This is a genomic window from Micromonospora sp. NPDC003776 (assembly GCF_053605645.1).
In genome coordinates this window covers 1-14,717 of the sequence record NZ_JBSGJR010000104.1, presented here as the reverse complement: position 1 = coordinate 14,717, position 14,717 = coordinate 1, and the positions used below count along the sequence as shown (strand labels likewise).

Annotated in this window: 11 protein-coding genes; 5 read left to right on the top strand and 6 right to left on the bottom strand. The window is 73.0% G+C overall.

Going from position 1 to position 14,717, the window contains the following annotated elements:
- Both ACWEVO_RS11990 and ACWEVO_RS11985 read right to left on the bottom strand, forming a co-directional pair.
- On the bottom strand, positions 1–390 hold a 390-nt coding region (locus ACWEVO_RS11990), incomplete at its 3' end, for a hypothetical protein (protein ID WP_452307547.1).
- Entirely contained in the window at positions 387–2,543 is a 2,157-nt protein-coding gene (locus ACWEVO_RS11985) for a hypothetical protein (protein WP_452307546.1), read from the bottom strand. The genes ACWEVO_RS11985 and ACWEVO_RS11990, both read right to left, overlap by 4 nt.
- 423 nt (positions 2,544–2,966) lie before the next feature.
- Here ACWEVO_RS11985 and ACWEVO_RS11980 point away from each other — a divergent pair, with 423 nt between their 5' ends.
- The 5 genes from ACWEVO_RS11980 (at position 2,967) to ACWEVO_RS11960 (ending at position 11,807) form a co-directional block, all read left to right on the top strand.
- Positions 2,967–6,200: a hypothetical protein gene (locus ACWEVO_RS11980; protein ID WP_452307545.1), complete on the top strand. Its 3,234-nt coding sequence runs from the start codon at positions 2,967–2,969 to the stop codon at positions 6,198–6,200.
- Positions 6,201–6,607: 407 nt separating this feature from the next.
- On the top strand, positions 6,608–10,108 hold the full coding sequence (locus tag ACWEVO_RS11975; protein ID WP_452307544.1) for a glycosyl hydrolase: 3,501 nt from the start codon (positions 6,608–6,610) through the stop codon (positions 10,106–10,108).
- 86 nt (positions 10,109–10,194) lie between these two features.
- The gene (locus ACWEVO_RS11970; RefSeq protein WP_452307543.1) at positions 10,195–10,659 is read left to right on the top strand and encodes an HIT family protein; all 465 of its coding nucleotides are present in this window, start codon (positions 10,195–10,197) and stop codon (positions 10,657–10,659) included.
- Between the two features lie 79 nt (positions 10,660–10,738).
- A complete protein-coding gene (locus ACWEVO_RS11965) occupies positions 10,739–11,086 on the top strand; it encodes a VOC family protein (protein WP_452307542.1) in 348 nt (115 codons plus the stop codon).
- A gap of 13 nt (positions 11,087–11,099) precedes the next feature.
- A complete protein-coding gene (locus ACWEVO_RS11960) occupies positions 11,100–11,807 on the top strand; it encodes a hypothetical protein (protein WP_452307541.1) in 708 nt (235 codons plus the stop codon).
- Positions 11,808–11,896: 89 nt separating this feature from the next.
- Here ACWEVO_RS11960 and ACWEVO_RS11955 read toward each other — a convergent pair whose 3' ends face one another.
- The 4 genes from ACWEVO_RS11955 to ACWEVO_RS11940 all read right to left on the bottom strand — a co-directional run bounded on the left by ACWEVO_RS11955 (position 11,897) and on the right by ACWEVO_RS11940 (position 14,621).
- The gene (locus ACWEVO_RS11955) at positions 11,897–12,667 is read right to left on the bottom strand and encodes a hypothetical protein (RefSeq protein ID WP_452307540.1); all 771 of its coding nucleotides are present in this window, start codon (positions 12,665–12,667) and stop codon (positions 11,897–11,899) included.
- A gap of 70 nt (positions 12,668–12,737) precedes the next feature.
- Entirely contained in the window at positions 12,738–13,523 is a 786-nt protein-coding gene (locus tag ACWEVO_RS11950; protein ID WP_452307539.1) for a hypothetical protein, read from the bottom strand.
- Between the two features lie 48 nt (positions 13,524–13,571).
- Positions 13,572–13,952, bottom strand: coding sequence for a VOC family protein (locus tag ACWEVO_RS11945; RefSeq protein WP_452307538.1), 381 nt, complete (start codon positions 13,950–13,952; stop codon positions 13,572–13,574).
- A 45-nt stretch (positions 13,953–13,997) separates the two neighbouring features.
- Positions 13,998–14,621: a thiamine pyrophosphate-dependent enzyme gene (locus tag ACWEVO_RS11940; RefSeq protein ID WP_452307537.1), complete on the bottom strand. Its 624-nt coding sequence runs from the start codon at positions 14,619–14,621 to the stop codon at positions 13,998–14,000.
- Positions 14,622–14,717 lie beyond the last annotated feature (96 nt).

Sequence of the window (14,717 nt, the reverse complement as noted above, 5' to 3'; positions counted from 1 at the left end):
GGTGACGGCGGGGCCGCCGGGCACCGGTCCGGCTTCGGCGGCGACGGCCAGGGTCAGCGGCGCGGACGCGGCCACCCCGGACCGCTCGACGACGAGGAACACCTGCCCCTTGCCGCCCTCCTCCAGCAGCGGCACGTACCGCACGGACCGGCCGAGCTGCCCGCCGCCGCCGTCGACGAAGCGGGGCCGGGCCTGCGGCAGCAGGCCCTCGATGGCCCGCACCAGGGCGGCGCGCTGCACGTCGTTGGCGACCAGCTTGCCGACCCGGCTCCACGGGTCGGCGAAGAACTCCTCGACCAGCCGGACGCCGCTGCCCGCCGGGGCGAGCAGCCCCAGCGCGACGCCGAGGTCCTGGACCTCGGCGGGAAGTCCCGCCACGTTGATCGTCATGGCCCCACCCACCCCGCGAAGCTGCCGGGTTCGGGGTCGAGCCCGGTCCAGTTGTGGTCCTTGTCGAAACGGTCGTGCAGGCCGGTGATCCGCATGTCCCGGTCGGCCTTGCCGACGAGGTCGCGTTCGGCCAGGTAGTTGATCTGGAACAGGCGCAGCCACGGGGCGCGCAGCGGGCCCGTGGCGGCCTCGTCGAACGGGCGCAGCTCGGTGCGGGCCGGTTCGGGCATCCGGGCGATCGCCCGCTCGGTCCGGTCGATGGCCCGGTCGATGGCCGCGGTCACCCAGAACGGCGCGTTGATGTGCTGGTCGATCATCAGGGCGGCGCCGTACTCGGAGGCGGCGAAGTCCCGGATCCGGTACGGCCGCCCCCGGACGGCCAGGGTGGCCTTGCCCAGCGGCTGCCGGGCGAGGCGTTCGAACCGCCACACCGCCGTCCACACCTGCACGACGTTGTACGGGACCGAGCAGAGCGAGGCCAGCCGGATCCGCCCGCACCACTCGGGGGCGACCGTGTACGCCTTGCCCTTGGCGCTCACGCCGAAGAACGCGTGCCGGGGCAGCACCTCGACCACGCTGTCCGGCGGCTCGGCCAGCCGCAGCCGGCCGCCGCCCCGACGGACCTGGAACAGGGTGGCGTAACGCAGCGCGTACTCCTTGCCCTGCCGGGCGGCGCCACCGGCGTCGAACGCCTCGGGGTTGGCGGCGCGGACCGCCGCCGGGTCGGCGACCTCGGCCGCCGCCTCCTTGCCGTCGACCCGCCACCACGGCTCGGGTTGCAGCCCGTACATGCCGAAGAAGAGGTCGTAGTGGTCGGGGGCGACCCGCTTGAACCGGGCGAGCAGCACGGGCAGCTCCTCGTTGAGGTGCGCCGACCACTGCTGGATGCCGGTGGAGAGCATGCCCTTGTCCGCGCCGCGGGCGGCGTCCAGCCGTCCCTCGTTGGGCGCGATCAGCTCGACGATCCGCAGCCGGGCCCGCTCGGCGGCGCTGGTGAACCCGATCGTCGCGGCGTTGTCCTGGATGAACTGCGCCGGGTCCAGCCGCCCCACGTACGCGGGACCGGTCCAGCTGGTGCCGTTCTTCTGGGTGTAGCTGTCGGTGACTCCGATGCAGAGGTCGCGGCCGAGCACCATGGTGTGCCGTCCGCCCGGGTTCTCCGCCGCGACCTTCCACGGCACCACCAGGCCCTGCGGGGCCGGCTTCTTGCCCTTGACCGGTGGGGCCGGCGGCAGCGGGGTCAGTTCGTCGGGGACGACCGTCGGGCCGAGGACGTCCGGCGGCTGCCAGACGCCGGAGCCGGTCCGGGTCAGGCCCAGCGCGGGCCCGAGGAGATCGCGGGCGTCCTCGGCGTCGCCGTCGTCGGCCGGGCCCACCAGGGACCACAGGCGACGCAGCAGGCCGTGTCCGGCGGTCACCGACGCCAGGGTGGACAGCTCCCCGGCGGTGAGCCGGGTGGTCACCGTCGCGGCCAGGTCGACGCCGTCGTCGGCCGGCACCTGGCGCAGGATCTCGACGATCCGGAACACCGCCTCGAACGGGTTGCCCACCAGGTCCCGTTCGACGGCGTCGGCCACGTCGTCGAGGTCCCGGCCGGCGAGCCGCGCCGCCACCTCGGCGGTCAGGGTGGCCGGGTCGGGCAGCGGCAGGTGCGGGGCCGGGGTGTCCAGCGCCGGGCCGAGCGCGGCGGGGAGCTGGTCTGCCCAGCCGCCGACGGTCTCCCAGTCGGTCACCCACTGCCCGCCGGACGTGACCTCCACCGGCACCGGCAGCCACAGCCCGGTACGCCAGGCGGCCTGGCCGCCGAGCGCCGCCAGGTAGTCGCGGTTCCACGCCCACAGGGCCGTGGCCACGCGCATCTCGTCGTACGGGGTGGGATCCGGCGCCCCGCTCGCCTTGATCGTCCGGAACAGCCAGTACGCGATGCCGCGCAGGGTCGCGCCCGGGCACAGGAACAGCGATAACCCCGGCCGTTGTGCCGCGGTGCGCCGCCCGCCGACGGTGTTCTGCAGGGCGCCCCGCACCACCGTCGGCGTGCCGGCGACCGCCCCGTCGGGCCCGCGCAGCAGCACGTTGTACGTCATCGGCGGCGTCGCGCCCGGATGGTCGGTCACCAGCCCGGCGGCGGCCACCGCCCCCGCGACCCCGGTCACGATCCGTTCACCCGCGCGCCGCGACCGACGCGCCGTTCACCCCACACCATGGTCCCCCCTCGTCTCCCGCCGTCCTGTTCGGATCGGTGCGGGAGTCACCGGAGGCTATGGGGGTGCGACCACCGCGAACTGTCGCCCTCCGGACGGTACGCGCCGTATCGCGACCGAGACGGTCCGAAGTGGCACCCGGCGATCGACCGATGGCGGCCCGGCCTCCACCGACGCCGGGCGGCACGGCACACGTTTGCCCGGCGACAAGCACCGATCGGGGGCCGGCGGCGGCCGGTCGGTCAGGGATGACGCCAAAAGCCGACTCTCCCCTTGCCGACCCGGACCCCCGGTCCCGAAGGTGTGCCCACCACGGCCGTCGCGACCGCGACCACTGACGGTGCGGCACCGCCGCACACCGAGGCGGGGGAGTTCATGACCCAGACCATCGACGAACCGGGCGTGCGGGGCGCGGTCCTCGCCACGGTGGGTTCCCCGCAACCGGTCGACGTCGCCGCACCGCAGGACCTGACCTGCCGCGTGCCGCACGATCTGCTGCTGGCTGAGCTGCTGGCGGCCGTCGACGAGCTGGTGCCGTACGCGTTCGAGCTGAGGCCCGTACGGCTGCGGCTGTACACCTGGCTGAACCCGTCCCCCGACGACCCGGTGCCCACCCCGGCGCAGATGGCCGCGCGGGTCCGCGGCGTCGAACGGGCCTGGGTGCTGACCGGGACACTCGGGCCAGCGCTGCGCCAGCTGGCCGAGCTGGCCCGGCCCGGCCGGTACCTGCCGCCGTTCGAGCCGGCCCTGCGCAGCATGCTGGGGCAGGCCCGCGCCGCGTACTGCGCGGCCATCCGCGAGGCGCTCGCCGACGCGTCACCGGCTCGGGTCGAGTTCCGGCAGAACGAGGGCGACCGGCTGGTCGGTGCCTTCCGCGCCGAGGTGCCGCGCCTCTACCTGCACGACAGCCGGGGGCTGGAGCACAGCATCGGCCAGCTGGGCCAGCAGGTCGTCGACCTGCTCGCGCTCCGCGCCGAGCAGGGATCCGACGCCCTTGCGCAGCGGGCCGCGGACGCGGAGACGGGCGTCGCAATGACCCCGGCCGGCGGGGAGTGGTTCCTGCGCCGTCCGCTCATGCAGGAGCTGCAGCAGGTACGCGACTACCCGTTCCACGACTACGTGGAGCCGTATCTGCGCTTCAGTCAGAAGCTGCAGGGGATCAGCCTGGCGGTGCAGCTGCTCGCCCTGCGCGAGCAGCTGTCCTGGCTGGCCGACCAGCCGCTGCTGCCGAGCTCCGCGGCCGACCGGGTCGACGGCTACGTGGCCGAGCTGGCCGCGGCCCTCACCCACGCCGAGCAGAGCATCAGCCTGCGCAAGCTGGGCAAGTTCGTCGAGGCCGCGGAATCGTACGGGCTGGCCGTCGGGGTGCTGAGCACGGTCACCGGGCGACCCGCGTACCGGGCCGACGTCGACGAGCTGGCCGACACCGTGCAGGCCCAGCAGATCGCCAAGGCGGTCGCCGCCGGGGTGGCCGTCGGCCTGGTCACCGCGCTCACCGCCGGGGCGGCGGGCGCCGCCGCCGGGATGGTGCTGGCCACCGTCGTCGACACCACCACGGTGGCCGGTTCGCTGGTCGTCGCCGCCGGCACCGTCGGCGCCCGGCTGATGTGGGAGACGGTGGTCGCCCGGGCGGGGACCGAGATGCTGCTCGGACCGGCCGCCATCACCGGGTCCTCGTTCGTCGAGGACCTCGCCTGGCAGGCCGTGCAGGCCGCCGCCGTCCGGCTCGTGCTCAGCGGCTCGGCCGGCGTCTTCACCGCCGCGGCCCGCTCCGGCCGGCGGACCGAACAGGTGGCCCGGCTCGCCGTCGAGCAGATCGCCACCTTCGGGTTCGGCGAGGTGCAGCACCTGATCAAGACCGGTGAGCTGCGCGGCCTGCGGGAGAGCCTGGTCGCCGCGGTGCAGCAGATCGCCACCACCGGCGTGGTGCTGACCGGTGGGCTGCTGGCGACCTCGTTCGTCGAGCGCTTCGGCACCGCCCGGGGCAGCCTCACGCCGGCCGACCAGCAACAGCTGGCCACCCTCGACGAGACCCGCGCCGCCGTGCAGGCCGACTTCACCGCGGTCCGGGACGGGACCGCCACGCCGGCCCAGGTCCAGGCCTGGCTCGGCCGCGCGGCGGACGCCTGGAACGGCTTCGTCGCGCTGCTGGACAAGCTGCCGGTGGGCGACGAGCGGGACGCCGCGTTCGCCCGCGCCGCCGCGGCGAAGGCGGAGATCGAGCTGCGGCTGGCCGAGGCGGGCGTCACGGCGACCCTGACCCTGCCGGACGGCCCGCCCACCTTCGCGTCCGTGCTGCCCGGCCTCGTGGCCGTGAGCGAGGACGGCGCACCCACCCTCGACACCGTCCACCCACCGGCCACCCGGACACCTGGCGCCAGTCCCGACACCACGGTGGTCACCGGCGCGGGCGGACGGCGGCTGCTGTTCCTGCCGGCGGACGCGCTGCCGGAGCGGCCGGCGACCCTGGACCGGCTCGTCCACGTCCCCGAGGTCGCCACCCGGCTCGGGCCACCGCCGGAGCCGGTGGTGCTGCCCGGCGCGCCGCGGGTCGGGCTGGAGCGCCTGACGGCCGCCATGGGCGCGGACAAGGTCGCGAAGATCCTGGCGAACGCGGCCTGGGGCCGGGAGCGGTTCCTGTCGCTGATGGCGCACCCCGAAATGGAGAACATCGGCCGCGTCCAGGCCTACACCACGAAGCTGCACGGGCTCGCCGGCGACCCGTACTCGGTCGCCTTCGGTCGGCGCTGGGGCCCGGTGCTGGCCCTGCAGCTGCGGGCGAGGCTCGGCGACGAGGGGTTGCCGGTCGCCCTCGACCGGTTCGGCGCGCTGCTGGAGCAGACGCCGCCCGCCGACCGGCCGGCGCTGATCGCCCGGCTGGTGAAGTTCCACCCCAGCCGGTTGCGCCGGGAGCTGGAGCTGGCCCCGCCGCTGCGCCCGCCACGTCCGCTGCCCTCCTGGAAGAACATGGGCGTCGACCAGGGCGACCCGCTGTGGCCGGCGATCCTCGCCGAGGTGGTCCGTTCCTTCGGCGAGCTCACCGAGCCTCAGCAGCGCGCGATGGCCGACTGCCGCCAGGTCATCGAGGTGGCCGAGTCCGGCGCGTTCCACCGGTACCAGCCGCAGACCCGCCTCGGCATGATCGACTCTTTCGAGAAGATGATGGTGACCGGCCAGCTCCGGGATCTGACGGCGGTGGCCAACGGCATGCGCGGGCGGCTCGCCGAGCATCTCTTCCTCGGGCCGCTGCCGGTCCTGCAACAGACCATGTGGCTGCAGGGCAGGCGCACCTACACCTGGCTGACGGGCCGCTCCAACATGGACGGCCACTGGATGACCGGCACGGTGCCGGAGTTCCTGGAGCTGAAGTCCGACGACATCCACCTGCAGGGCGCCGCGGACCAGCGGGCCACGGCGCGGTTGTATCTCCAGCACGCGCTGGCGGACCGGACGAACATCCCGGCGGAGTCCCGGTACCACCTGTGGTTCATCCGGGACCCCGGGGCGGACGGCCGGGGCCGGATGTTGGACATTCTGCTGCCGTCCGGCGGGCCGATCACGGGCGTGTACTTCGGGCCGCAACCGCCGGCGCCGGCACCGCAGCGTTGATCCGGTGCGGCCGCGGGGAGGGCTCGCGCCCGGCGACCTGCCCTTCCCGCCGTCCGGAAACCTCCCCTTCGGCGACCCGCCGGTGCGACCGGCCGGCCTCGTTCTCGGCCACCCGGCGCGGGAGCGCGCCCAGGGTCGCACTCCATGATCGACGGTAAGAATTTCCATCCTGTTTCGGCTGTCCGACCGCGGCGGCAATCGATCATCATGAACCTCGTTCGTCCTGATCAGCGGCGTTCGGATGGGCGCCGGACGGGGTTCCACGGGCGCGCGAGAGAGCGCTCTCTTCGGCAATCAGCCATTGACGACAGCGTAACCGAAACCTAACCTCGCCCTTCAAGAGAGCGCTCTCACGGCCCGCTCGACCACACACCCCACCCCGATCCCTCATCGCGAAGGGAACCCCCATGGCACTCCCCCTCCGGGACGTCTCCCCCGGCGACCGTCCTGAACCGACACCCGTCCCACCCCGGGCCGGACGCCGCCCCGGCGGGCTGCGCGCCCTCGCCCTGGCCGCCGCGTCCGTGCTCGCCGCCGGCGTCCTCGGCGTCGTCGTGGCCGGCGGCGGCACCGCCACGGCCGGCACCGTCGGCGCCGGCAGCTACACCGAGACGCTTCCCCCGGGCGCCGCACTGCCCAAGGGCTGCGGCGAGATCAGCGCCAACCCACGGCTCTTCGTGACCGCCGACGCGCCGAAGGGCGCGATCCCCACCAACGACTGGTGGTCCTCGCTGATCTGGAAGCGCAACAACTGCGCCACCAGCGAGAACATGCAAGCCCACCCGCTGGCGTACCACGCCGAGAACAACGGGCTCGGCCTGTCGTACACCACCACGGCGGCGATCAGCGGCACCTCCACCGGGGTCGGCGAATACCACTACCCGTACAGCGAGGACATCCGGGTCGGCGTGGCCGGGCTCGGCGCGCCGGTGGTCAAGGCCGCCGACTGGACGGACTGGACCGTCACCGCCGACTGGAACGACGGCGCCCGCAGCATGCGCGCCACCATCGGCCACGGCCTGCCGTTCAGCTACTACACGATCAGCGGCGGGAACGCGCAGATCACCGCCACCGCCACCCCGACCGTCTGGGCGAACTCCGGCTCCATGATCGGCTTCACGGTCAACGGCCACGACTACGTCGCGTACGCCCCGACCGGCGCGAGCTGGTCGGTGAACGGCGCCGGCATCAGCTCCACCCTGGGCGGCAAGAACTACTTCTCCGTCGCCGTGCTCCCCGGCGGCACCGACCGGGCCGCCCTCGCCACCGAGTACGGGAAGTACGCCCACGCGCACGTCACCGGCACGAGGATGAGCTACACCTATGACCCGGCCACCAGCACGGTGCGCACCACGTACACCTTCACCACCACGCCCCGCGAGGGCAGCGAGACGAAGACGGTCGTGGCGCTCTACCCGCACCAGTGGCGCAGCCTGACCGGCGCCACCCCGATCACCCCCACGTACGTCTCCCCGCGCGGCGCGATGCGGGTGCTCACCGGCGTCTCCGCCTTCACCACCGGCATGAAGTACACCGGGGTGCTGCCGGAGGTGCCGGCGGTCGGCGACGCCACCGGCGCCGACCTCAGCACGATCACCAACTACCTCAACGCCGAACTGGCCAACCCGGAGGGAGTCAGCGGCAAGGACACCTACTGGGCCGGCAAGGGCCTCGGCCGGGCCGCCCGGATCGCCGAGATCGCCGACCAGCTCGGCCTCACCACCGTCCGCGACGCCGCCGTCAACGCCATGAAGGCCCGGCTGACCAACTGGCTGACCGCCGGCTCCGGCGAGACCGGCCAACTGTTCTACTACGACAGGAACTGGGGCACACTGATCGGCTACCCCGCCTCGTACGGCTCCGACGAGGACCTCAACGACCACCACTTCCACTACGGCTACTTCGTCGCCGCCGCCGCCACGGTCGCCAAGTTCGACCCGGCCTGGGCCGGCGACAGCCGGTACGGCGGCATGGTCGACATGCTGATCCGCGACGCCAACAACTACGACCGCGCCGACGGCCGCTTCCCCTACCTGCGCGACTTCGACATCTACGCCGGCCACGACTGGGCCTCCGGCCTGGCCCCGTTCTTCGCCGGCAACAACCAGGAGTCCTCCTCCGAGGGCATGAACTTCGCCAACGCCCTGATCCAGTGGGGGCAGGCCACCGGAAACACCGCCGTCCGCGACGCCGGCATCTACATCTGGACCACGCAGGCCGCCGCGATCTCCGAGTACTGGTTCGACGTACACGACGAGAACTTCCCGGCCGCCTTCGGCCACAAGACCGTCGGCATGGTGTGGGGTGACGGCGGGGCCTACTCCACCTGGTTCTCCTCCGCGCCGGAGATGATCCAGGGCATCAACATGCTGCCGATCACCGGCGGGCACTTCTACCTCGGCAACGACCCCGCCTACGTGAAGGCCAACTACAACGAACTCGTCACCAACAAGGGCGGCCCGCCGACGGTGTGGCAGGACATCCTCTGGGAGTTCCTCGCCCTCGGCGACGGCGACCTGGCACTGCAGAACTTCCGGGCCAACAGCACCTTCGCCAGCGAGGAGGGCGAGAGCAAGGCGCACACCTTCCACTGGATCCGCAACCTGGCCGCCCTCGGCACCGTCGACCCGACGGTCACCGCCAACCACCCGCTGGCCAAGGTGTTCAAGAAGGGCAGCGCCCGCGCCTACGTGGCGTCGAACATCACCGCCCAGCCGCTGACCGTCACGTTCTCCGACGGCACCACGCTGGCCGTACCGGCCGGGAAGACCGTCGCCTCCGGCGCGCTGACCTGGAGCGGCGGCAACGCCACCGGCGGCGTGGTCGTGCCGACCGGCCCGCCGCCGACGGACTCCCCGTCGTCCACCCCGACCAGCCCCAGCCCGACGCCGACCAGCCCGAGCCCGAGCCCGACCACCCCGCCGCCGTCGTTGAACCCGACCCAGTACCTGCTCGCCGGCGGCGCGCTCGGCGGCACGGCGGGCAGCGCCGGCACGGTGTCGGTGGCCGCGGCGAACGGCAACCACGACGGCACGCCGACCAACCCGCAGGTGTTCACCGCCACCGGGCTGACCGGCACCTACAACGGCGGCTCGACCGCCTTCGACCTGGCCGTGGACGCGGGCACCGCCGTCGGCAACGGCGTCCAGGCCCGGGTCTCCTACGACCTCACCGGCGACGGCAGCTTCGACCGGGTCGAGACGTACAACTACTACGCCACCGACCCGGTGAGCGGGGTGGAGCACTACCGGCAGACCCAGGGCCTGAAGTCGGCCACCGGCACACTGGGCAACCTGTCCGGCGGCACGGTCAAGGTCGAGGTGTGGAACGCCATCGGCACCGCGGCCACCAGCCTGGGCATCGGCAACACCTCCCAGCTGGTCCTGCCGTACACCGGCAGCAACCCGACCACGCCGCCGCCGACCGATCCCCCGACCGGCTTCACCCCGGACCGGTACCTGACCGGGCGGACGCTCTCCGGCACGGCGGGCACCGCCGCCAACGCCACGGTCACCGCCGCGAACGGCAACTGGGCCGGCAGCCCGCACAACCCGCTGGTCTACACCGCCACCGGGGTCACCGCCACCTACGCCGGCGGGCAGACCCGCTTCGACCTCTTCCTCGATGCTGGCACCAACGTCGGCAACGGCACCGAGGTACGGGTCTCCTACGACCTGACCGGCGACGGCACGTTCGACCGGGTCGAGACGTACAACTACTTCGCCACCGACCCGGTCAACGGCTGGGAGCACTACACCGAGACCAGGGGCCTCTGGTCGGGTGCGGGCACCCTCGGCAACCTGGTCAACGGCACGGTGAAGGTGGAGGTGTGGAACGCCATCGGCAGCACCGACACCGCCCTCGGTATCGGCAACCAGTCGAAGGTGACCCTGCCGTACACCGGCTGACCGCAGGCCAGCACGGGCGCCCCGGCCGTACGGTCGGGGCGCCCTTGTGTTGATCTCCTCCGGGCGGCGTGGGGCAGGATGGCGCGATGACGGACTGGCGAACCGACCGCATCGGCTCGGCCCTGCGCGGAGCGAACCCGACCGTACTGGCCCGCCTGCCCGAGGGCTTCGCGGTCATCGGCGACGTGCAGATGCTGCCCGGCTACTGCCTGCTGCTCAGCGACAAGCCAGGGGTGGGGCGGCTGACCGACCTCCCCCGACCGGCCCGGCTAGCGTTCCTGGCGAGCATGGAACGGCTCGGCGAGGCGGTCGAGCGGGCCTGCGCCGAGCTCGATCCGGCCTTCCGCCGGATCAACCTGGAGATCCTCGGCAACACCGATCCCTACCTGCACGCCCACATCTGGCCTCGCTACGAGTGGGAACCGGCGGAGTTCGTCGGCATGCCGGTCTGGCTCTACCCGCGGGAGCGGTGGCACGACCCGGCGACCGCGCTCGGGCCGCAGCACGACCACCTGCGCACCACCATCACCCGGCATCTCGTCGAAGGGTGACGTAACAGCGTGCGGTGACGGACGGGGCGTAGTACTACTGGACAGTCCTGGGTCAGTCCGCTTCCATTTGGAGTCGCCGATGTCCGTTCGCCGTGTCATGCCGATCATCCAGTCAACGGCCGCGCAGGAGAGCCGCGAATTCTACGGCCTGCTGGGCTTCGAGGAAGTCATGGATCTCGGCTGGATCACGACCTTTGCCTCGCCCTCCAGCCCGGCGGCGCAGGTGAGCGTCATGACCGCCGACAAGACCGCCCCGGTCACCCCCGACCTGAGCGTCGAGGTCGACGACGTGGAGGCGGCGTACGCGGCCATGCGGGACAGCGGCGCGGAGATCGTGCACCCGCTGCAGGACGAGGAGTGGGGCGTACGGCGGTTCTTCGTCCGCGACCCCAACGGCCGCGTCGTCAACGTCCTCAGCCACCGCTGATGCCTAGGGCATCATGACGGCCACGAGCTCGCGCGATCCGGGCCTCGCCCGCCGGCTCTCCCACGTCCGCTGGCTCGGCGGAGGTACCGGAGCGGGAAAGAGCACCCTCGCCCGGGCCCTGGCCGAGCGGTACGACGTGCTGATCTACGACGGCGACCGCGCCGAGCGCGACTACGTCACCCGGTGCACCCCGCGCGAACACCCCCATCTCTGGGCGCTGCTGCAGGCTCCTCCGGAACAGCGGTGGAACGGCCGAAGCGCCCGGGAGATATTCGAAACGATGCCGAGCCTGCACGGCGAAACCTTCGGGTTCGTGGTCGAGGACCTGCTCGCGCTCCCTGCGGGGCGTCCCGTCCTGGTCGACGACTTCCGAGCGCTGCCCCGTGAGGTGGCTCCGCTGCTGTCCTGGCCGGAACAGGCGGCCTTCCTGCTGCCCACGCCCGAGTTCCGGGCAGAGGCGTTGCGGACCCGGTTCGCTGACCCCGCGCGAGCCCGGGCGAACTGGGGAGACGCCGACCACCAAGAGGCGCTCGGCCGGAGACTGGCACGCGACGCGCTGTGGGACGCCGAGATCCGACAGCAGGCCCTCGCGCTGCGGCTACCGCTGGTGCCGATCGACGGCTCCCGCGGCGTACCCGAGCTCGCGGCCGACCTGGCCGTCCGCTTCCGCCTTCCGAGCGTGGCACCGCGCGGGGCTCGTCCCGCTTCTCGGCTACCTTGAGGTGGACATCGCAGCCAGCCCGGCCGACCGGCTGCGCCCGGCCCTCACCGAACCCGCCTGACCTCCGTCCACCGGTGGGCGCTCTCTGATCATCGTCGCTGGTTGCCGAACTGCGCGCGCAGGTTGGCCAGTTCGGCTTCGGTGCCGATGTCGGATCGCCGGCCGGGCTGGTCCACGTATTGGCGGATGGCGTCCGCGAAGAACGCCGGATCCACCTGCATCTGGCCGACCGGTAGTTGGAGCGGTACCGGGCGGGCGCCCTGCGCGGTACCACTCATCGAATAGAGCGTCACGTTGCGCGGTCGACGGCCGGTGGGCGGCGGTGGGCTGCCGGGAAGCAGGTCGTTCCAGCCGATCCGCTGCCGGAAGTCCATCCGCTGCACCGTTATCCCGTCGGCGTCGAGCGTGATGCGCGGCCGGCTGCTGAGCACCAGCACGGCGGCGAGCACGCCGAACACCAGGAGCACCGCGGTCAGCGCGGAGAGATCCCACTCGACCGGGCGTGTCCCGTCGGCGCCGGGCGCGCGTTCGGTCAGCACCAGGCCGCCCCCGATCCAGGCCACGATGATGGCGACGGTCCCGCCGTCGTGCGGAGCGGCGGACACGACGAAGCTGCGGCTGCGGGCATCGAGCCGGAACGAGGCGGGCCGGCGCGGGACGGACCGGAGGACGACCAGCTGGTACAGACCGGCCGGCACCCCCACGCTGGCGGCATAGACCATGAGCACGGCCGGCACAGCCACGCCATCCGGGTGTATCCGCTCGGTCAGCGGGGTCGCCCAGGCGGTCGCCGCCAACCGCAGCCCGAACGCCAGCAGCCCGAAGGGCAGGGCGAGCAGGCGAGGACGATTGACCGACACACCCGCAGCGTATGGCCGGCGCACCACCTGCCGAGCGGCGCGATCATGGCACCTTCACTCGCGCCATGTCTCACGGCTCTCGCACGCCATCACGAATCTCCGCCGCAGCAGGCTCGCGCAACCGGGCCAGTTCGGCTTCGGTGCCGATGTCGGATCGCCGGCCGGGCTGCTCCACGTAGCGGCGGATGGTGTTCGCCAGGAACGCGGGGTCCACCTGCAACCGGCCGACGGGCAGCAGGTCCGGCCGGGGCCGGCCGCCCAGGGTCGGGCCGTTGGTGCGGTAGAGCCACAGGTTGCGGGGCCGGCGACCGGGCGGGGGCGGCGGACCGCCGGGAGCCAGCTCATGCCAGCCGATGAACCGGCGGGACGCCAGCCGCTGCACGGTGATGCCGTCCGGGCTCAGCGCCACCCACGGCCGGTCGACCAGCAGCAGCACCACGGCGAGCGCGGACAGCACGACCACGGTGAGGACCGAGATCAAGGCGGCCTCGTCGAACTCGGCCAGGCGCATCCGGTCCCCGCCGGGCACCCGCTCGGTCAGCACCGCGCCCCCCGCGATCCAGAGCACGATGATGGCGGTCCCACCGAGGTCCGGGCCGGCCGGGGCGAGGAAGGTGCCGCGGTCGAGCCGGAACGACGCGGGACGGCGCGGGACCGCCCGCAGCACGCTCAGGTGGTACAGGGCGACCGGGACCCCCAGGCTGGCGGCGAGCGCGGCGAGCCAGATCGGCAGACCCACGAGGGTCGGGCGCACCTGCCAGGTCAACGGGGTCACCCAGAACGTCGCAGCCAGCCGCAGCGCGAACGCCAGCAGCCCGAAGGGCAGGGCCAGCAGCCGAATCCGATTCACCGACACGCGAGCAGCGTAGGGCCGCCGTGCCAGGGGCGGGTGCCCGCGCCCGGGTCAGTCCCAGCGGCGGGCGGTGGCGTCGAACAGCTGCGAATCGCTGGCGACCGGGATGACGCAGAGCAGGTGCCCGCCGGGCGCCCGGAGCACCTGGCAGTCCTGCCAGCGGGAGACCGGCGTGGCCCCGAGCCGGACCAGCCGGTCGACCTCGGCGGCCGGGTCGTCCGTCTCGATGTCCACGTGGTAGCGGGGCGCGTCGTCCACCGACTGGACGGCGGCGACCAGGCCGGGTACGACGTTGGGCAGGCCGGTGAACTCCGGCTCGCCGGGAACGGCCCGCGGCGACGTGCCGAGCGCCGCCGACCAGAAGGCGACGGCGTCCGGCGCGGACTGCTCGGGGGCGTCGATGATCAGGGCGTAGAGGCGGGACCGGTGCATCCGGCGAGTCTAACGACGATCATCATCGATGACAGTCCCGGCAGGTCAGGAGGGGCGCAGGTGGACGGGGCGCGCCTTGCGGCCCGTCTCGTACGCCTCCCGGGCCGCCCGCGCCGCCGGCACCGTGGACACCTCCGCCACCGGTACGTCCCACCACGCCCCGCCGTCCGGTCCCGGCTCCATCGGGTCCGTCGCCACGTACACCACGGTGGTCCGGTCCGCCGCCTTCGCCGCGGCCAGCCCGGCGTGCAGCTCGGCCATCGTGCCGGCCCGGATAACCTGGGCACCGAGGCTCGCCGCGTTGGCCGCGAGGTCGACCGGCAGCGGGTCGCCGGTGTGGTCCCGGTAGGCGGTGCCGAGCCGCTGCGCGCCGACGCCCTCCGACAGCCGGCCGATCGAGGCGAAGCCCTGGTTGTCGACCAGCACCACCACCAGCTTCACCCCCTCGGCGACGGCGGTGACCAGTTCGCTGGGCAGCATCAGGTAGGAACCGTCACCGACCAGGACGAACACCTCCCGCTCCGGCGCGGCCAGCTTCACCCCGATCCCACCGGCGATCTCGTAGCCCATGCAGGAGTAGCCGTACTCGACGTGGTAGGCCTTGGGGTCGGCGCTGCGCCACAGCTTGTGCAGGTCGCCCGGCATCGACCCGGCCGCGCAGACCACCACGTCACGCGCCGCGACCCGACCGCGAATCGCCGCACTAACCTGGCTCTGTGCGGACTTCGTTGCTCGATGTGCTGGCGGACCGGATCCTCATCGCCG